The sequence below is a fragment of the Pseudomonas sp. GD03903 genome (genome assembly GCF_029840045.1).
Classification (GTDB): Bacteria; Pseudomonadota; Gammaproteobacteria; order Pseudomonadales; family Pseudomonadaceae; genus Pseudomonas; species Pseudomonas pseudonitroreducens.
Genome location: NZ_JAOCBT010000006.1, coordinates 285102 through 301066, shown reverse-complemented (window position 1 = coordinate 301066; position 15965 = coordinate 285102). Strand labels below are relative to the sequence as shown.

Below are 15965 nucleotides of genomic sequence, written 5' to 3'. Positions count from 1 at the left end.
CCTGGCTCAATAAAGCCCACAAGCTTTGTAGGAATGAGGGGTGCGGCAAAGTGCCGCGTCCGCTTACTGCCCGGTGTACTCGTAGGGTTCGATACTGCTGGCCTGCATCTGGTAACCAGCCTCGGCAAGGTCGCTTTCCGCCGCCTTCACGCTCAGTTTGCCGATGATCCAGAAGGGTTGGTAAAGCTCATCGACTTTTACGCCCTTGCCGCCTCGAACATAGACGATCTGGTTGGACGGTGGCGCTGGTACGTGGATGCAGGCGCCGTAATAGGGCACCAGCAGGAAGTCGCGGACGGTCTGGCCGTCTTCCTCGACTTCCAGCGGCACGATGTAGCCCGGCATCTTCACTTCCTGGCCGTCCAGCTGCTGCACCACCGGGGCGTTGGATATCTGCTGCTTCACCGCCGGGCCACTCTCCGAATTGAGTACATCGGAGAGCTTGGACATATCGTGCAGCGGCACCGGCGGCGGGGGCGGCGGTGCGCCCTCGGGGATCAGCTCGGGCCAGGTCAGCTCGCGCGGCGCCGCCCAGACGGTAGCGCTGGTGGCGAGCAGCAGCAGGAACAACAGGCGGCGCATGGGACGTCTTTGTACGGTGTTGGCTTGCACGGGGATGGCTCGCATGGGACTGGCTCAGAGGCGGATCGACAGCCCATCGGCCAGCGATTGCCGATAGGCACGCCACGCCGGCACGCAGCCGATCAGCAGCGCGGCCAGGAGTATGCCGCCGAGCAAGGACCATTCATAGGCGCTGGGCAGCGCCAATGGCAGGAAGATGCCGTAGTTCGCCTGCACGTAGGCCTGGCTGCCGGCGATGCCGGCGTAGAGCAAGCCGACACCCAGCGCCACGCCCGCCAGCGCCAGGGCGAAGGCTTCGGCCACCAGCAGGCTGAAGATGTGCCAGGGCCGCGCACCCACCGAGCGCAGGATGGCCATTTCACGGCGGCGCTCGTTGAGGCTGGTGAGGATCGCCGTGAGCATGCCGATCAGGCCGGTCAGCACCACGAACAGCGAGACCACGAACAGCGCCTTCTCCGCCGTGCCCATCAGGCCCCAGAGTTCCTGCAGCGCGACACCGGGGAGGATCGCCATCAGTGGCTCGCCGTCGTACTCGTTGATCTGCCGCTGCAGGGTGAAGGTCGCCACCTTGCTCTTGAGCCCCAGCAGGAAGGCGGTGATGGCCTTGGGCTGCAGGTCCATGCTGCGCGCCTGGTCTTCGCTGATGCGTGCGGCGCCGCGAGCCGGGACGCCGTTCTGCCAGTCCACATGCAGCGCTTCCATGCCCTGCAGCGAAATGTGCAGGGTACGGTCCACCGGAGTGCCGGTGCGCTTGAGGATACCGACCACGGTGAACGGCTTGTCGTCGTGCTGCACCAGGCTGATGGTGCTGACGCCGTGGGCCAGGACGATCTTGTCACCGAGCTTGTAATGCAGGGCTTCGGCCACTTCCGCGCCGAGTACCACGTCGAACAGGTCCTGGCCGAACGGCCGGCCTTCGGCGAGTTCCAGGGGCTGCCCACGGCCGAAGCGGTAGTGCTCGAAATAGCCGGTGTCGGTGCCCATGACGCGGTAGCCGCGGTGCGAGTCGCCCAGGGAAATCGGGATCGCCCACTTCACCAGCGGGCTGTGGGTGACGGTCTCGTAGCTTTCCCAGCGGATGTTGTTGGTGGCATTGCCGATGCGGAATACCGAGTAGAGCAGCAGGTTCACCGAGCCCGAACGCGCGCCGACGATAAGGTCGGTGCCGGAAATGGTGCTGGCGAAGCTGGCCTTGGCCTCGGTGCGCACGCGCTCCACTGCCAGCAGCAGGCAGGCGGAGAGGGCGATGGCGAAGATCGTCAGCAGCGCGGTGAAGCGGCGGTTGGACAGGCTGGCGAGTGCCAGGCGCAACAGGTACATGCTCAGATTCCCGGAGCGCGGGCAGCGCGGTTGAGGTCGGCGAGGGACAGGCTGCGGTCGAACAGCGGCGCCAGGCTCTGGTCATGGCTGACGAACAGCAGGCTGGCGCCGGCCTCGCGGCACTCGGCGAACAAGAGTTGGAGGAAGGCCTCGCGGGTATCGGCGTCCAGCGCCGAGGTCGGTTCGTCGGCGATCACCAGTTCCGGCTGGCCGATCAGTGCGCGGGCGGCGGCGACGCGTTGTTGCTGGCCGATGGACAGGCTGTCGGCGCGGCGCTCGATCAGTGCGGCGTCGCCCAGCCCCAGGTGCTTGAGCAGCGCCTCGGCAGCCCTGGCCACGCTGCCATGGCGCAGGGTCGCCCGTTCGGCGCGGCTGTGGGAGAAATGACAGGGCAGCTCGACGTTCTCGCGCACCGAGAGGAACGGTAGCAGGTTGAACTGCTGGAAGATGTAGCCGGTGTGGTCGACGCGAAAATGATCGCGGCGTGCCGACTTCATCTGTGCGATGTCCTCGCCGAGCAGCTTGACGCTGCCGCGCTGCGGGCGCTGCACACCGCCGAGCAGGCCGAGCAGGGTGGTCTTGCCGCTGCCGGACGGGCCCTTGAGGAACAGGGTCTCGCCATGGGCCAGGGCGAAGGCGGGGATGTCCAGCAGCTCCGCCTGGCCGGGCCAGGCGAAACCGAGGTTGTCGAGTTCGAGCAGTGCGGTCATTTCAGCGCGTCGTGATCAGAAGTTCAGGGTCGGGTTGGCGGCGGTCAATTCTGCACCTTGCTGGCCGCTCGGGCCGATCAGTTGTACCTGAATCTTCTGCGTCGCCGGGAAACGTTTGAACAGCGGTGCGAAGTCGAGAGTGGCGAGGTCCTGCGGTTGGGCGCAGGTCAGCTGGTAGTGGGCGTCGATGTCGGCGTGGTGATGGCCTTCGTGTTCGTCATGGTCGCCGTCGTCATGGTCGTGCTCTTCTGCCTTGGGCGCATCGCCGAACAGCGGGCTGGAAAGCTCCACCGACTGCACGCTGCACTTGGCCGAGGCGGGCAGGCTGAGCAGTTGCAGCGGCTGCTTGAGCTGGGCCTGCACAGTGGCGACGGTGGCCTTGTCGGCCGCGCTGGTGGCGGCATGCTCGAAGCCGACGAGGTTCATTGCCGGGCTGTCCATCTGCAGTTCCAGGGTCTTGCCGTCGAGGGCGACGTTGAGCTGGGCAACGCCATGCTCATGCTTGCCGAGGCTACCGTGTTCATGTTCGTCGTGGGCGTGGGCGGCGAGGGGCAGCAGGGCGACAGCGAGGAGCAAGGGGCGCATGGGGAACTCCGGTCCATTGAATGATTTTGTTACGTTATAACAGATGAAAAATTAAGGCTAGCTTAGCGTGTGTTTGGCGTGGCGCCGATGCCGTGGGAGCATGCGCGAAACGGCGCGAGGAGAAGGGCGATGCTGAGAATCAAGGGCACCATCGGCGACTGGCCGGTGGACCTGACTGTGGAAATGGACGCCGCCGACTGGGCTCGGCTGGCGCAGAACCTGCCTGTGGCGGCCGTGCTGCCGTCCACTCCGGCCGCCGCTCCTGCGGCAGCCGGCAGCGGCCCGGCGGACAAGCTGTGGCTGGCCGCGCAGGACCTGCTGCGCCGCAGCGGCAGCACGGAAGGGCCGGAGCTGATGGATGAACTGGAAGCACTGGCGGGCAGCACGGGAGCGGCGAAGGGATTGCTGGTGCGCCTGCGCCATAGCCCGAAGGTGAGGATCGAGGTGCGCGACGGTGTGCAGGTCTTCACCTGGGGCGAGGAGTAGCCGGGAGACTTGTAGGAGCGAGCTTGCTCGCGAAGCGAACCACGCTGCGGGGCTGTTCGCGAGCAAGCTCGCTCCTACAAAAAGCTCGCTCCTACAGAAAGAAAAAGGCGCCTCGCGGCGCCCTTTTCGTCAGTACAGCAGGTTCGCCAGCTTGCGGCGGTAGGCGATCACCAGCGGGTGGTCGTTGCCCAGCAGGTCGAACACCTGGACCAGCGTCTTGCGCGGCAGGTCCTCGCCGTAGCTGCGATTGCGCACGAACAGCTTGAGCAGGGCGTCCAGCGCCGCCTCGTACTGCTGGCGCGCCAGTTGCTGCACGGCCAACTGGTAAGTGGCTTCGTCGTCGTTGGCGTCGGCGGCCAGGCGGGTCTTCAACGTAGCGGCGTCGGGCAGGTCGGCCGCCTGGCGCAGGAAGGTCAGCTGGGCCTTGGCGGCGGCCAGTGCCTGCTTGTGCTCGTCGCTCTTCACTGCGTCGAGCACGGTTTCGGCCTCACCCAGCTCGCCACGCTCGGCGAGGCAGCGGGCGTAGAGGATCAGCGCAGCGGCGTTGCTGTTGTCTTCGCCCAGCAGGACCTTGAGCTGCGCTTCGGCTTCGGCGAAGCGGCCTTCGTTGAAGGCGGTCTGCGCCAGTTCCAGAGGATTGCCGGCAGCCGGTGCGGGCGGCTGGACGTGCTGCTCGAGCATCTGGCGGATCGCCGATTCGGGCTGCGCGCCGGCGAAGCCGTCCACCGGCTGGCCGTCCTTGAACAGCACCACGGTGGGCAGGCTGCGGATGCCGAAGCGCATCACGATGTCCTGCTCGACGTCGCAGTTGACCTTGGCCAGCAGCAGCTCGCCCTGGTAGGACTCGGTGATCTGCGCCAGCAACGGCATCAGCGCCTTGCACGGGGCGCACCAGTCGGCCCAGAAGTCCACCAGGACCGGCTTGTGGAAGGAGTTCTCGATGACGACCTGATCGAAGTTGGCGATGCTGGCGTCGAAGATGTAGGGCGTATCGCTCATGGGGAATCTCGGGCGAGTGGGGCGATGAAAGTGGTTGCCACTATAAGTGGGGGCGCTGCCTGACGGAAACAACCCGGGCTGGTCGGGCAGCGTAATTCCCTTCAGGAGCAATATGGGCCGATGATGCGGCCGGGGTGCGATCGCGGACGAAGTCCGCTCCTACGCGCGCGCTTGCGCCGTGCCAACCGGTTAGGTAGGAGCGGACTTCGTCCGCGATCGTCTCACCCAACGCGCCGATGTCACCCGCGACGCGCGTGATACAGGCTCACATGGCGGAATTCGGCTGGCTCGGCCAGGTCGGGCCAGGTACAGCCATCGAGGATGCCCAGGCGCTCATAGAGCGGATGGCTGAAGTCGCGGACCCGCGAGTCGGCCACCAGGGCCTCGCGGCCACGGCTGAGAAATTCGTCCAGCAGCGGCAGGTTGGCGCGGTCGTAGAGCACGTCTGCGACGATGATCAGGTCGTAGCGATCGTCTTCCTGGAAGAAATCTGCCGAATAGAGCAGCTCTACGCCGTTCAGCTCGGCGTTGGCACGGCAGGCGTCCAGCGCCAGCGGGTCGAGGTCGCAGGCCACCACTTCGGCGGCACCGGCCTTGGCCGCGGCAATGGCGGCGATGCCCGAGCCCGCGCCGAAATCCAGCACGCGCTTGCCGCGCACCCATTCGGGCTTTTCCGCCAGCCAGTGGGCGAGCACCAGGCCGCTGGCCCAGCAGAAGCACCAGTAGGGCGGCTCGTCGAGGATGCGCCGGGTTTCGTCGGGGCTGAATTCGCGGTCCATGTTCTGCGCATCGATCAGCCAGAGGCGGATGTCGGTGCCAGGCAGCATTTCCGCGGACAGGCGCGCGTCGCCGAGCAACTCAGCGAGCGCTGTCTGCAGGGACAGCGGCGGTGTCACGGCGCGCTTACCAGGCGCAGCTCGCCCAGGGCGCGGGTTTCCGCCTGGGTGATGCGCACCGGCGGCAGGCGCCAGGCCAATTGCCCGGATTGCGAGACACGGCCGTGCAGTTCGACGCGGGCGCCGGCCGGGAACGACTGCGGGTTGAATACCACGCGGAACGGCAGGGCCTGGCCGGTGGCGATGATCTTCTCGCTGGAGAGCAATTGTTGCGGGCGGTCGCGCTGGTCGATCACCAGCAGCGCCAGCTCCACTTCGCTACCCGCCGGCAGGAAGCCCTGGGGACTGCTCAACTGGCCGGTGAGGGCGCGCAGGTTGGCTGGCAAGGGCGCGTCCAGCGGGGACGTGGTTTTTTTCGATACGGCGACTGGCTGGGCAGTCGACGCAGGTTTCTCGCTGGCACAGGCAGCCAGCAGGACGGTAAGGGACAGACACAGCAGGCGGGCGAACATGGCGGGCTCCATCGCGGCAGATTCCAGGCGGGCGCCTATATAGCCTAATGCCTGCGGCTTGTCTGCGGGGAGCGGGGTTTATTCGGCCAGTCGATGCGCTACCATGAGCCTCTTACCTTTTCCTCCGACAAGACTGCCCAAGACTCGCCATGCACTGTCCTTTCTGCGGCGCCCACGACACCAAAGTCATCGATTCGCGCCTGGTCGCCGAGGGCGACCAGGTCCGCCGGCGCCGCGAGTGCCTGGCTTGCGGCGAGCGATTCACCACCTTCGAGACCGCCGAACTGGTCATGCCGCGCCTGATCAAGCAGGACGGTAGCCGCCAGCCCTTCGACGAGGACAAGCTGCGCGCCGGCATGCAGCGCGCGCTGGAGAAGCGCCCGGTGAGCATCGAGCGGCTGGAGGAGGCGCTGGCGCACATCAAGCACAAGCTGCGCGCCACTGGCGAGCGCGAGATCAAGTCGCGGGTGCTCGGCGAACTGGTGATGGCCGAGCTGCAGAAGCTCGATGAAGTCGCCTACATTCGCTTCGCCTCGGTGTACCGGCGCTTCCAGGACCTCAACGAATTTCGCGAGGAAATCGAGCGCCTGGCCCGCGAGCCCTCGAAGGAATGAGTGCCATGGATGAGGTGTGGATGGCCCGCGCCATCGAGCTGGCGCGCAAGGGCTGGTACACGACGCACCCCAACCCCCGTGTTGGCTGCATCATCGTCCGTGATGGCGAGGTGGTTGGCGAGGGCTGGCATGTGCGCGCCGGCGAGCCCCACGCGGAGGTCCACGCCCTGCGCCAGGCTGGCGACAAGGCCCGTGGCGCCACCGCCTATGTCACCCTGGAGCCCTGCAGTCACTTCGGCCGCACCCCGCCGTGCGCCGATGCGCTGATCGGCGCCGGCCTCGCCCGCGTGGTTGCGGCCATGCAGGACCCTAATCCGCAAGTCGCCGGCAGCGGCATGCGGCGCATTGCCGAAGCCGGTATCGAGGTGCGCTCCGGTGTGTTGGAAAACGAGGCCCGCGCGCTGAATCAGGGTTTCCTCAAACGCATGGAAACCGGCCTGCCCTTCGTTCGTGTGAAGCTGGCGATGAGCCTGGATGGCCGCACCGCGATGGCCAGTGGCGAAAGCCAGTGGATCACCGGCCCGGCCGCGCGCCGTGCCGTGCAGCGCCTGCGTGCGCAATCGAGCGTGGTGCTTTCCGGCGCGGATACCGTGCTGACCGACGACGCCCGGCTTACAGTCCGTCCGGACGAACTGGGCTTGGATGCCGAACAGACCGAGCTGGCCTCGCAGCGCCAGCCGTTGCGCGTGCTGATCGACGGGCGCCTGCGGGTGCCGCTGACCGCCACCTTCTTCCAGGCCGGCCCGGCGCTGGTGGTGAGTACCCAGGACGACCCGAACTACGCCGTGGTCGGCCACGAATTGCTCAACCTCGCCGGCCTCGACGGCCAGGTCGATTTGCTGGCGCTGCTGAGCGAACTCGGTCGTCGTGGTGTCAACGACGTGCTGGTGGAGGCCGGCCCGCGCCTGGCCGGCGCCTTTGCCCGTCTCGGCCTGGTGGACGAGTACAACATCTTCATGGCGCCCAAGCTGCTCGGCTCCTCCGCGAGACCGCTGCTGGAGCTGCCGCTGGAGCGCATGAGCGAATCCCGCGAGCTGAAGATCGTCGATATCCGCGCCGTGGGTGACGACTGGCTGGTCACTGCCAGACCGCTGTGATGGCGCGCCGGCGCCACCCTCGTCGGCTCGCCGGCGGGTGCGCGGCAATCAATAGGAAGCTTCCGACTTGCGCCGGCCTGTGGTAAAACGCCACACGCGGTCGACGCTGTAACGACCGCGATTGACGTTCTCAGGGCGGGGTGAAAGTCCCCACCGGCGGTAATGACGCGCAATGCGTCTAGCCCGCGAGCGCCTGTCCAGACCGGTTCGCCGGATGGCCAGGGTCAGCAGACCCGGTGTGATTCCGGGGCCGACGGTCATAGTCCGGATGAAGAGAGAACGGGATGAGCCATCGGGGCGTGCCTGCGCGCGCCCGAGAAGTCCCTTCGATCGAGACGCCCTGTTTTTTAATCAAAACAGGAGTTCGCCACATGCATCATCTTTCCCAGTTGGCTACGCGGCCTGGCCGGCCAGCGGCCTTTGCCGTTCGGGAGGCCTCATGTTCACCGGCATAATCGAATCCATCGGCACCATTGCATCCATCACCCCGAAGGGCGGTGACGTGCGCCTGTACGTGAAGACCGGCAAGCTCGACCTTGCCGACGTCAAGCTCGGCGACAGCATCGCGGTCAACGGCATCTGCCTGACTGCGGTCGAGTTGCCCGGCGACGGCTTCTGGGCCGACGTCAGCCGCGAGACCCTCGCGCGCACCGCCTTCGCGCAACTCAAGATCGGCAGCCGGGTGAACCTGGAGAAAGCCCTGACCCCGACCACCCGCCTGGGCGGTCACCTGGTCAGCGGCCACGTCGACGGCGTCGGCGAGATCGTCAAGCGCGAGGAAAACGCCCGCGCCATCCAGTTCACCGTGCGCGCACCGCGCGAGCTGGCCAAGTACATCGCGCTCAAGGGCTCGATCACCGTGGACGGCACCAGCCTGACGGTGAACGCGGTCAACGGCGCCGAGTTCGAGCTGACCATCGTCCCGCACACCGTGCAGGAGACGATCATGGCCGACTACCGTGGCGGCCGCCTGGTCAACCTCGAAGTGGACCTGCTGGCGCGCTACCTGGAGCGTCTGCTGCTCGGCGACAAGGCGGCTGAACCCAGCGCCGGCGCCGGCGGTATCACCGAAGCATTCCTGGCCGACAACGGCTTCCTGAAACACTGAAAAGGCTCGTCCCCGTATGGCACTCAACAGCATTGAAGAACTGCTCGACGACATGCGTCAGGGCAAGATGGTCATCCTCATGGATGACGAGGACCGCGAGAACGAAGGCGACCTGATCATCGCCTCCGAGTGTGTCCGCACCGAAGACATCAACTTCATGGCGCGCTTTGCCCGCGGCCTGATCTGCATGCCGATGACCCGCGAGCGCTGCGAGCGTCTGGGCATCCCGCTGATGGTGCAGCGCAACGGCTCCGGCTTCGGCACCAAGTTCACCGTCTCCATCGAGGCCGCCGAAGGCGTCACCACCGGCATCTCCGCCGCTGACCGCGCGCGCACCGTGCAGGCCGCCGCGGCGAAGAACGCCGTCGCTGCCGACATCGTCAGCCCCGGCCACATCTTCCCGCTGATGTCCCAGCCCGGCGGCGTGCTGGCTCGCGCCGGCCACACCGAGGCTGCCTGCGACCTGGCGCGCATGGCCGGCTTCGAACCGTCCGGGGTGATCTGCGAGATCATGAACGACGACGGCACCATGGCCCGTCGCCCGGAACTGGAAGAGTTCGCCAAGCAGCATGACATCAAGATCGGCACCATCGCCGACCTGATCCACTACCGTCTGATCCACGAACGCACCGTCGAGCGCCTCGCCGAGCAGCCGCTGGATACCGAACTGGGCCAGTTCAAGCTGATCACCTACCGCGACTCCGTGGAAGGCGACGTGCACCTGGCGCTGACCCTGGGCAACATCTGCGCCGAGGAGCCGACCCTGGTGCGCGTGCACAACCCCGACCCGCTGCGCGACCTGCTGATGGTCAACCAGGCGGGCCGCTGGAGCCTGCGCGCGGCCATGGCCAAGGTGGCCGAGGCGGGCACCGGCGTGGTCCTGCTGCTGGGCCACCAGGTCGGCGGCGATGACCTGCTGGCGCACGTCCGCGAGATCACCAATACCCCGGCGCCGGCGCAGAAACCGACCACCACCTACAGCACCGTGGGTGCCGGTTCGCAGATCCTGCGCGACCTGGGTGTACGCAAGATGCGCCTGATGTCGGCACCGATGCGTTTCAACGCGATATCCGGTTTCGACCTGGAAGTTGTAGAATACCTGCCCGCTGAATGAACCTCGCCGCCGTGCCCTGGCACGGCGGTGCCGTTCTTCTACCCTATTTGCGGAGCGTCACGCTGACGCTCCGGCTCTTTAACAGTGAGACTTGCCCATGACCCTGAAGACCATCGAAGGTACCTTCATCGCCCCCAAAGGCCGCTTTGCCCTGGTGGTTGGCCGCTTCAACAGCTTCGTGGTGGAAAGCCTGGTGGAAGGCGCCATCGACGCGCTGGTGCGCCACGGCGTCGCCCAGAGCGACATCACCGTGATCCGTGCCCCGGGCGCCTTCGAAATCCCGCTGGTGGCGCAGAAAGTCGCCCAGCGCGGCGAGTTCGACGCCATCATCGCCCTCGGTGCGGTGATCCGCGGCGGCACCCCGCACTTCGAATACGTAGCGGGTGAGTGCACCAAGGGCCTGGCGCAGGTTTCCCTGCAGTTCGGCGTACCGGTTGCCTTCGGCGTGCTGACCGTCGACTCCATCGAACAAGCCATCGAGCGCTCCGGCACCAAGGCCGGCAACAAAGGCGCCGAGGCTGCCCTGTCCGCCCTGGAAATGGTGAGCCTGCTGTCGCAGCTGGAGGCCAAGTGAGCACCCAGGACGGCAACACCCCGGCCAAGCCCGCCAAGCCGAACAAGATCGCCATGCGTCGCAAGGCCCGCAGCCTTGCGGTGCAGGCCCTGTATTCGTGGCAGATGGCTGGCCAGCCGCTCAACGAGATCGAGGCGACCTTCCGTACCGACAACGACTTCAGCGATGTCGACGGCGCCTACTTCCACGAGATTCTGCACGGCGTACCGCGCCTGAAGACCGATCTGGACCAGGAATTCATTCCCTGCCTGGATCGCGCCCTGGAAGAGGTCGACCCGGTGGAGCTGGCCATCCTGCGCCTGGCCACCTACGAGCTGCGCAACCGCCTGGACGTGCCGTACAAGGTCGTCATCAACGAAGGCATCGAGCTGGCCAAGACCTTCGGCGCCACCGACGGACACAAGTTCGTCAACGGCGTGCTGGACAAGCTCGCTCCGCGCCTGCGCGCCGCCGAACTGCGTGGCGCCAAGCGCTGAGGCATGGGTGAGTTCGAGCTGATCCGTCGCTACTTCGCCTCGGCCGCCTGTGCGGCCGGCGGCGAGGCAGTGGCATTGGGGATCGGCGACGACTGCGCGCTCCTCGCCCCCAAAGCCGGCGAACAGCTGGCGATCTCCACCGATACCCTGGTTGTCGGCGTGCATTTCCCCGCCGTCTGCGATCCCTTCCTGCTCGGCCAACGAGCCCTGGCGGTGTCCGCCAGCGATCTGGCGGCCATGGGCGCAGCGCCCATCGGCTTCACCCTTGCCCTGACCCTGCCCGAGGCCGACCCGGCCTGGCTGGAAGGTTTTGCCCGTGGGCTGAACCAGAAGGCGCAGGAGTGTGGTTTGGCGTTGATCGGCGGCGATACCACCCGCGGCCCGCTGGCGATGACCGTCACCGTGTTCGGCGGCGTGCCCGCCGGGCAGGCGCTGACTCGCGCCGGAGCGCGGCCGGGCGACCTGCTCTGTGTCGGTGGTCCGTTGGGCGAGGCGGGCGGCGCATTGCCGCTGGTGCTGGGCGAGATGACCGCCGAGCCGTCGATTGCAGAGCCACTGCTGGCGCGCTACTGGTCACCGCAACCGCAACTGGACTTCGGCCAGGCGCTGCGCGGCAAGGCCAGCGCCGCACTGGATATTTCCGACGGGCTGCTCGCCGACTGCGGGCACATCGCCCGCGCCTCTGGCGTGGCGCTCATCGTCGAGGCCGACAGGCTGCCGCAGAGCCCGGCGCTGGACGCCCTCCTGGGCGCCGAGCGCGCACTGCAGCTGAAGCTGGGCGCCGGTGACGACTACGTGCTCGCCTTCACCCTGCCTGCCGAGCACCTGCCGGCACTTATGGCGAACTGGCCGGCCCTGCGTGTGGTCGGTAGGGTGGAAGCCGGTTCGGGCGTGCGCGTGCTCGATGGCAGTGGTGCCGATATCACGCCGCGTCAGGGCGGCTACCTGCATTTCATGGAGTGACCGTGACAGAACACCCCAACCAGGCCCCGGCCCAGCCCGTCCCCCATTCGGTGTGGAGCAATCCCTGGCACTTCCTGGCCTTCGGCTTCGGCTCGGGGACCCTGCCGAAAGCGCCGGGCACCTGGGGTTCGCTGGTTGCGCTACCCTTCATACCACTCTGGCAGATGCTGCCGGACTGGGGTTACTGGCTGATGCTGGGCGTCACCATGCTGTTCGGCTTCTGGCTGTGCGGCAAGGTCGCCGACGACCTGCGTGTGCATGACCACGAAGGGATCGTCTGGGACGAGATGGTCGGCATGTGGATCACCCTCTGGCTGGTGCCGGAAGGCTGGTGGTGGCTGCTGGTGGGTTTCGTGGTGTTCCGCATCGTCGACATTTCCAAGCCCTGGCCGATCAGCTGGATCGACCGCAACGTCCACGGCGGCGTGGGCATCATGCTCGATGACGTACTGGCCGGGGTCTTTGCCTGGCTGGTGATGCAAGGCCTGACATGGGGTTGGGCCCACTGGCTGATCTGAGGAAGATCGATGCGCCGACTGCTGTGCCTGCTCCTCTGCCTGTGCTGGCTGCCGGTGACTTCGCTGTCGGCGGCGCCGGCCGCCGACCAGTCCGCCGAAGCGCAGGCCGCCCTGCCCGGGGAAATCCATGTGGTCAGCGAAGTCTGGGTCAACTACACCCAGGCCGACGGCCGGGGCCTGGCCTGGGACCTGCTAAGAGCCGTCTATGACCCCGAAGGCGTGCGCCTGAGCCTGCGCAGCGAGCCCTATGTGCGTTCGGTCGGGCTGGTTCAGCGCGGCGAGGCGGACGCCTGGGTCGGCGCCTACCGCAATGAAATCGATCACATCATCTATCCGCGCTGGCCCTATGACGTCGACCCGATCGGCGCCCTGGGCCTGAAGACCTCGCCCAGGCCGAGCCTGGTCACACTGGACCGCTACCGCCTGGCATGGATGCGCGGCTATGCCTTCGACCGCTACCTGGACCACCTCCAGCAGCGTAACGAACTGCAGCGCCGCAGCTCGGCACTGCCGATGCTCGACGGCCACCGTATCGACTACTTCATCGACGCACGGCCCGAGCTGGAAGAGATGATCGAGGCCAAGGGCGTCGACGCCAGCGTCTACCAGATCACCGATGTCGGTTCGATTCCGCTGTATCTTGGCTTCGCCAACAACGACCGCGGGCGGGCACTGGCGAAACTCTACGATGCACGCATGCAGACGCTTTACCGCAGCGGCGAACTGGAGCGTATCTTCGCTCGCTGGCACTGGCCCTACGCCCCGCTGAAACCCCTGCTGCCGCCCAAGGAGTGATCGTCATGCGTCTGCACGCCCTGATCTGCCTGTCTGTCTGCTCCTTCGCCGCCCTGGCGGCGCCCCAGGTTCAGGTGGTGGGCTTGTTCCCCGGTGCAGCCGTGCTCAACATCGACGGCCAGCGCAAGCTGGTGAAGGTCGGACAGACCGGGCCGGAAGGCGTTCAGGTGGTCAGTGCCGACAGCCACAAGGCAGTGCTGCGCGTCGGTGGCGTCGAGCAGACCTACGAGCTGTCCCGCGAATACAGCGGAGCCGGTTACGCAGCGCCGTCGGCCCGTGCCGAGCTGGGCATTGCCCGCGGCACCGGCGGTCACTACTGGGTCGCTGGCACCATCAACAACCAGAACGCGCAGTTCCTGGTGGACACCGGCGCTACCACGGTGGCCATGAACGAGGGCCAGGCGCGGCGCCTGGGCATCGACTACCGCGCCAGTGGCACGCCGATGATGGCCTCCACCGCCAGCGGCACCGCCAAGGGCTGGCGGGTGACGCTCAACAGCGTAAAGCTGGGCGGCGTCGAGGTGCTCGGGGTCGAGGCCATTGTGCTCGAAGGCGACTTCCCCACCGAAATTCTCCTGGGCATGAGCTACCTCAACCGCGTCGGCTGGCGCGAAGACCAGGGCATGATGTACATCCAGGCCAAGCACTGATCCCGCGGCTTCTATCAAAAGCATCGATGCTTATCTTGCAGAATTCGCAATGACGGTGCGGCCGGCGCTGCTGCTACAATGCCGGTCCTCCTTCCTTAGATAAATCTTTCAGGAGTTTCCGGTGTCTGTCGTTTTCGTCGCCGCCTCCAAGCTGCCCACCCCCTTCGGCGAATTCACCATGCATGGCTTCCTCGACGAGGAAACCGGCAAGGAACACGTCGCCCTGACCATGGGCAAGCTCGATGACGGCCAGCCGGTGCTGGGACGTCTGCATTCCGAGTGCCTGACCGGCGATGCGCTGTTCAGCCTGCGCTGCGACTGCGGTTTCCAGCTCGAAGGCGCGCTGTCGGCCATCGCCAAGGAAGGCCGCGGCGTGCTGCTGTACCTGCGTCAGGAAGGCCGTGGTATCGGCCTGCTCAACAAGATCCGCGCCTACGCCCTGCAGGATGAAGGTGCGGATACCGTGGAGGCCAACCTGGCCCTGGGTTTTGGCGCCGACCAGCGTGACTACGCCATGTGCCTGCCAATGCTCAAGCACCTGGGTGTCTGCTCGCTGAAGCTGATGACCAACAACCCGCGCAAGGTGAAGGCGCTGGAAGGCTATGGCCTGACCGTGGCCGAGCGCGTGCCGCTGCAAAAGGGCCTGAACCCGCACAACAAGCGCTACCTGCAGACCAAGGCGGGCAAGCTGGGCCACATGCTGGGCAACATGCATCAGGGCGAAGCCGAGGTCGAGGCGTCCGCTTCGTGAATCGCGCCGCTGCCCGGCGCCGGCTGAATCTGCTCTGGTGGCTGCTGCTGGCGCTGGCGTTGGCGCCGCAGCAACTGATGCTGGCGCTGGTAGGCGATGCGCCCTGGCCGGAGTCGCTGGCGACGCCGGTGTTTGTCATCGGCCTGCTGTCGATGTTCCTCACCCTGCCGCTGTTCCGTCGCTACAAGCACGCGCTGATCGCCACCGGCAAGGCCCGAGATGGCGCCGACGAGCCCGCGGCATGGCAGGCGCTTGGCGCCGCGCAGCGCCGTGGCGCGCTGGTGGGCAGCCTGCCGGCCTGGATCAGCGCCCTGGCGGTGCTGGTCGACCTGCATGGCGTGCCGGTCCTGTTGCTGGGCTTTGCCAGCCTGGTCATCCTCTGGCTGTATCGCCTGCCGCGCCAGCTGGCCTGATGCGCGGCTTCCTCTGCCTGCTCCTGCTGCTCGCCGGTCTGCCCGTGGCAGCGGCGGAGCGGGTGGTCAGCCTGGCCCCTTCGCTTACCGACATGGTCCTCGAACTGGGCGCCGCCGACCGGCTGGCCGGCGTGCTCGATGGCGGGCCGCGTCCGGAGCAGCTGAAAGGCCTGCCGTCCGTCGGCCGCTACGGCCAGGTCAATCTCGAACAGATCCTCGCGTTGCAGCCCGACCTGCTGCTGGTCTGGCCCGGTGCTGTGCCCGAGGCGCAATTGCAGCGCCTGAAGGCCGTGGGTATTGCGCTCTATGTGGCTGATCCGCACCAGCTTGCGGATATTTCCCGGCAGTTCCGCGAGGTGGGCGAGCGCCTGGGGCGCCCCGAGAAGGGGCGTGAACTGGCGGAAGCGTTCGATACGCGTATCGCGCAATTGCGCATGCACTATCGGCGCGAGCAGCCGCTCCGGGTGTTCTACCAGGTCTGGGATCGCCCGCTCTATACCGTTGGTGGCCGGCAGATCATCAGTGAAGCGCTGGAGGTCTGTGGTGGCCGCAATCTGTTTGCCGACCTCGACCTGCCGGCGCCGCAGGTTGGCCAGGAGGCCGTTCTGGCGCGTGATCCGCAAGTGATCCTGGCGGCCAGCGAAGACCAGTTGCGCGGCTGGGCCGACATGCAGCCACTCAGCGCCACGCGGCTGAAACAGCTCTGGGTGGTGCCGGACCGCAACCTGGAAAAGCCGAGCTTCGCGATGCTCGATGCCACCGAGAAGCTCTGCCGGTTGCTGGCCGGAGCCAGGGACACGGACTGAGCCGGCCTGGGTTCGCGAGCAAGCTCGCTCCTACAGGTTGCCGGAGACACCGGGGT

The 15965-nt window shown here is 66.7% G+C and carries 21 protein-coding genes and 1 riboswitch; of the genes, 14 read left to right on the top strand and 7 right to left on the bottom strand.

The window, feature by feature from the left end; all coding sequences use genetic code 11:
* Positions 1–63 precede the first annotated feature (63 nt).
* Genes N5C91_RS12355 through N5C91_RS12340 form a run of 4 tightly spaced genes read right to left on the bottom strand, consistent with a single transcriptional unit; the run spans position 64 to position 3197 of the window.
* A complete protein-coding gene (locus tag N5C91_RS12355) occupies positions 64–582 on the bottom strand; it encodes a DUF3299 domain-containing protein (protein ID WP_236200605.1) in 519 nt (172 codons plus the stop codon).
* Between the two features lie 54 nt (positions 583–636).
* On the bottom strand, positions 637–1902 hold the full coding sequence (locus tag N5C91_RS12350; RefSeq protein ID WP_279829927.1) for an ABC transporter permease: 1266 nt from the start codon (positions 1900–1902) through the stop codon (positions 637–639).
* A 2-nt stretch (positions 1903–1904) separates the two neighbouring features.
* Positions 1905–2612, bottom strand: a complete 708-nt coding sequence (locus tag N5C91_RS12345; RefSeq protein ID WP_236172403.1) for an ABC transporter ATP-binding protein — start codon at positions 2610–2612, stop codon at positions 1905–1907.
* 15 nt (positions 2613–2627) lie between these two features.
* Entirely contained in the window at positions 2628–3197 is a 570-nt protein-coding gene (locus tag N5C91_RS12340; protein WP_279829925.1) for a DUF2796 domain-containing protein, read from the bottom strand.
* A gap of 129 nt (positions 3198–3326) precedes the next feature.
* Between N5C91_RS12340 and N5C91_RS12335 the strand changes: the two genes are divergently transcribed.
* Positions 3327–3683 carry a hypothetical protein gene (locus tag N5C91_RS12335; protein ID WP_279829923.1) on the top strand — a complete coding sequence of 119 codons (357 nt, stop codon included), beginning with the start codon at positions 3327–3329 and terminating at the stop codon, positions 3681–3683.
* Between the two features lie 129 nt (positions 3684–3812).
* Here the strand turns inward: N5C91_RS12335 and trxA are convergent, their stop codons facing one another.
* The 3 genes from trxA to N5C91_RS12320 form a co-directional block, all read right to left on the bottom strand.
* Positions 3813–4682 carry a thioredoxin gene (trxA, locus tag N5C91_RS12330; protein WP_236172406.1) on the bottom strand — a complete coding sequence of 290 codons (870 nt, stop codon included), beginning with the start codon at positions 4680–4682 and terminating at the stop codon, positions 3813–3815.
* 239 nt (positions 4683–4921) lie between these two features.
* Positions 4922–5578, bottom strand: coding sequence for a 50S ribosomal protein L11 methyltransferase (locus N5C91_RS12325; protein ID WP_236200600.1), 657 nt, complete (start codon positions 5576–5578; stop codon positions 4922–4924).
* Positions 5575–6042: a YbaY family lipoprotein gene (locus N5C91_RS12320; RefSeq protein ID WP_279829919.1), complete on the bottom strand. Its 468-nt coding sequence runs from the start codon at positions 6040–6042 to the stop codon at positions 5575–5577. The genes N5C91_RS12325 and N5C91_RS12320 overlap by 4 nt, the downstream gene beginning before the upstream one ends.
* A 137-nt stretch (positions 6043–6179) precedes the next feature.
* Here N5C91_RS12320 and nrdR point away from each other — a divergent pair, with 137 nt between their 5' ends.
* From nrdR to N5C91_RS12255, 13 genes are all read left to right on the top strand, one after another.
* The gene (nrdR, locus tag N5C91_RS12315; protein WP_259759078.1) at positions 6180–6644 is read left to right on the top strand and encodes a transcriptional regulator NrdR; all 465 of its coding nucleotides are present in this window, start codon (positions 6180–6182) and stop codon (positions 6642–6644) included.
* Entirely contained in the window at positions 6641–7741 is a 1101-nt protein-coding gene (ribD, locus tag N5C91_RS12310) for a bifunctional diaminohydroxyphosphoribosylaminopyrimidine deaminase/5-amino-6-(5-phosphoribosylamino)uracil reductase RibD (RefSeq protein ID WP_279829914.1), read from the top strand. Before nrdR ends, ribD begins: the two co-directional genes overlap by 4 nt.
* A gap of 122 nt (positions 7742–7863) precedes the next feature.
* Positions 7864–8026: riboswitch (FMN riboswitch) on the top strand.
* A gap of 154 nt (positions 8027–8180) precedes the next feature.
* Positions 8181–8849 (top strand): riboflavin synthase, encoded by a 669-nt coding sequence (locus tag N5C91_RS12305; RefSeq protein ID WP_236172410.1) that lies wholly within the window; start codon positions 8181–8183, stop codon positions 8847–8849.
* A 16-nt stretch (positions 8850–8865) separates the two neighbouring features.
* Entirely contained in the window at positions 8866–9963 is a 1098-nt protein-coding gene (gene ribBA / locus N5C91_RS12300) for a bifunctional 3,4-dihydroxy-2-butanone-4-phosphate synthase/GTP cyclohydrolase II (protein WP_236172411.1), read from the top strand.
* Between the two features lie 97 nt (positions 9964–10060).
* Positions 10061–10537: a 6,7-dimethyl-8-ribityllumazine synthase gene (gene ribE, locus N5C91_RS12295; RefSeq protein WP_015475395.1), complete on the top strand. Its 477-nt coding sequence runs from the start codon at positions 10061–10063 to the stop codon at positions 10535–10537.
* Positions 10534–11013 (top strand): transcription antitermination factor NusB, encoded by a 480-nt coding sequence (gene nusB, locus N5C91_RS12290; RefSeq protein ID WP_169942244.1) that lies wholly within the window; start codon positions 10534–10536, stop codon positions 11011–11013. Before ribE ends, nusB begins: the two co-directional genes overlap by 4 nt.
* 3 nt (positions 11014–11016) lie before the next feature.
* The gene (gene thiL / locus N5C91_RS12285; protein ID WP_236172412.1) at positions 11017–11976 is read left to right on the top strand and encodes a thiamine-phosphate kinase; all 960 of its coding nucleotides are present in this window, start codon (positions 11017–11019) and stop codon (positions 11974–11976) included.
* A gap of 2 nt (positions 11977–11978) precedes the next feature.
* A complete protein-coding gene (locus N5C91_RS12280; protein WP_081517128.1) occupies positions 11979–12494 on the top strand; it encodes a phosphatidylglycerophosphatase A in 516 nt (171 codons plus the stop codon).
* A 9-nt stretch (positions 12495–12503) separates the two neighbouring features.
* Complete coding sequence (locus N5C91_RS12275; RefSeq protein ID WP_236172413.1) at positions 12504–13289, top strand: transporter substrate-binding domain-containing protein; 786 nt, start codon at positions 12504–12506, stop codon at positions 13287–13289.
* A 5-nt stretch (positions 13290–13294) separates the two neighbouring features.
* Positions 13295–13939, top strand: a complete 645-nt coding sequence (locus N5C91_RS12270; protein WP_236172414.1) for a TIGR02281 family clan AA aspartic protease — start codon at positions 13295–13297, stop codon at positions 13937–13939.
* Positions 13940–14060: 121 nt separating this feature from the next.
* Positions 14061–14690 carry a GTP cyclohydrolase II gene (gene ribA / locus N5C91_RS12265; protein ID WP_279829905.1) on the top strand — a complete coding sequence of 210 codons (630 nt, stop codon included), beginning with the start codon at positions 14061–14063 and terminating at the stop codon, positions 14688–14690.
* Positions 14687–15103 carry an MFS transporter gene (locus tag N5C91_RS12260; protein ID WP_279829903.1) on the top strand — a complete coding sequence of 139 codons (417 nt, stop codon included), beginning with the start codon at positions 14687–14689 and terminating at the stop codon, positions 15101–15103. Before ribA ends, N5C91_RS12260 begins: the two co-directional genes overlap by 4 nt.
* Complete coding sequence (locus tag N5C91_RS12255; protein WP_279829901.1) at positions 15103–15909, top strand: cobalamin-binding protein; 807 nt, start codon at positions 15103–15105, stop codon at positions 15907–15909. The genes N5C91_RS12260 and N5C91_RS12255 overlap by 1 nt, the downstream gene beginning before the upstream one ends.
* Positions 15910–15965 lie beyond the last annotated feature (56 nt).

What these genes read in the sequence shown, in the direction of transcription:
- N5C91_RS12355 (WP_236200605.1), bottom strand. Translation starts at nt 582, where the DNA reads ATGCGCCGCCTGTTGTTCCTGCTGCTGCTCGCCACCAGCGCTACCGTC.
- N5C91_RS12350 (WP_279829927.1), bottom strand. Translation starts at nt 1,902, where the DNA reads ATGTACCTGTTGCGCCTGGCACTCGCCAGCCTGTCCAACCGCCGCTTC.
- N5C91_RS12345 (WP_236172403.1), bottom strand. Translation starts at nt 2,612, where the DNA reads ATGACCGCACTGCTCGAACTCGACAACCTCGGTTTCGCCTGGCCCGGC.
- N5C91_RS12340 (WP_279829925.1), bottom strand. Translation starts at nt 3,197, where the DNA reads ATGCGCCCCTTGCTCCTCGCTGTCGCCCTGCTGCCCCTCGCCGCCCAC.
- N5C91_RS12335 (WP_279829923.1), top strand. Translation starts at nt 3,327, where the DNA reads ATGCTGAGAATCAAGGGCACCATCGGCGACTGGCCGGTGGACCTGACT.
- trxA (WP_236172406.1), bottom strand. Translation starts at nt 4,682, where the DNA reads ATGAGCGATACGCCCTACATCTTCGACGCCAGCATCGCCAACTTCGAT.
- N5C91_RS12320 (WP_279829919.1), bottom strand. Translation starts at nt 6,042, where the DNA reads ATGGAGCCCGCCATGTTCGCCCGCCTGCTGTGTCTGTCCCTTACCGTC.
- nrdR (WP_259759078.1), top strand. Translation starts at nt 6,180, where the DNA reads ATGCACTGTCCTTTCTGCGGCGCCCACGACACCAAAGTCATCGATTCG.
- ribD (WP_279829914.1), top strand. Translation starts at nt 6,641, where the DNA reads ATGAGTGCCATGGATGAGGTGTGGATGGCCCGCGCCATCGAGCTGGCG.
- N5C91_RS12305 (WP_236172410.1), top strand. Translation starts at nt 8,181, where the DNA reads ATGTTCACCGGCATAATCGAATCCATCGGCACCATTGCATCCATCACC.
- ribBA (WP_236172411.1), top strand. Translation starts at nt 8,866, where the DNA reads ATGGCACTCAACAGCATTGAAGAACTGCTCGACGACATGCGTCAGGGC.
- ribE (WP_015475395.1), top strand. Translation starts at nt 10,061, where the DNA reads ATGACCCTGAAGACCATCGAAGGTACCTTCATCGCCCCCAAAGGCCGC.
- thiL (WP_236172412.1), top strand. Translation starts at nt 11,017, where the DNA reads ATGGGTGAGTTCGAGCTGATCCGTCGCTACTTCGCCTCGGCCGCCTGT.
- N5C91_RS12275 (WP_236172413.1), top strand. Translation starts at nt 12,504, where the DNA reads ATGCGCCGACTGCTGTGCCTGCTCCTCTGCCTGTGCTGGCTGCCGGTG.
- N5C91_RS12270 (WP_236172414.1), top strand. Translation starts at nt 13,295, where the DNA reads ATGCGTCTGCACGCCCTGATCTGCCTGTCTGTCTGCTCCTTCGCCGCC.
- N5C91_RS12255 (WP_279829901.1), top strand. Translation starts at nt 15,103, where the DNA reads ATGCGCGGCTTCCTCTGCCTGCTCCTGCTGCTCGCCGGTCTGCCCGTG.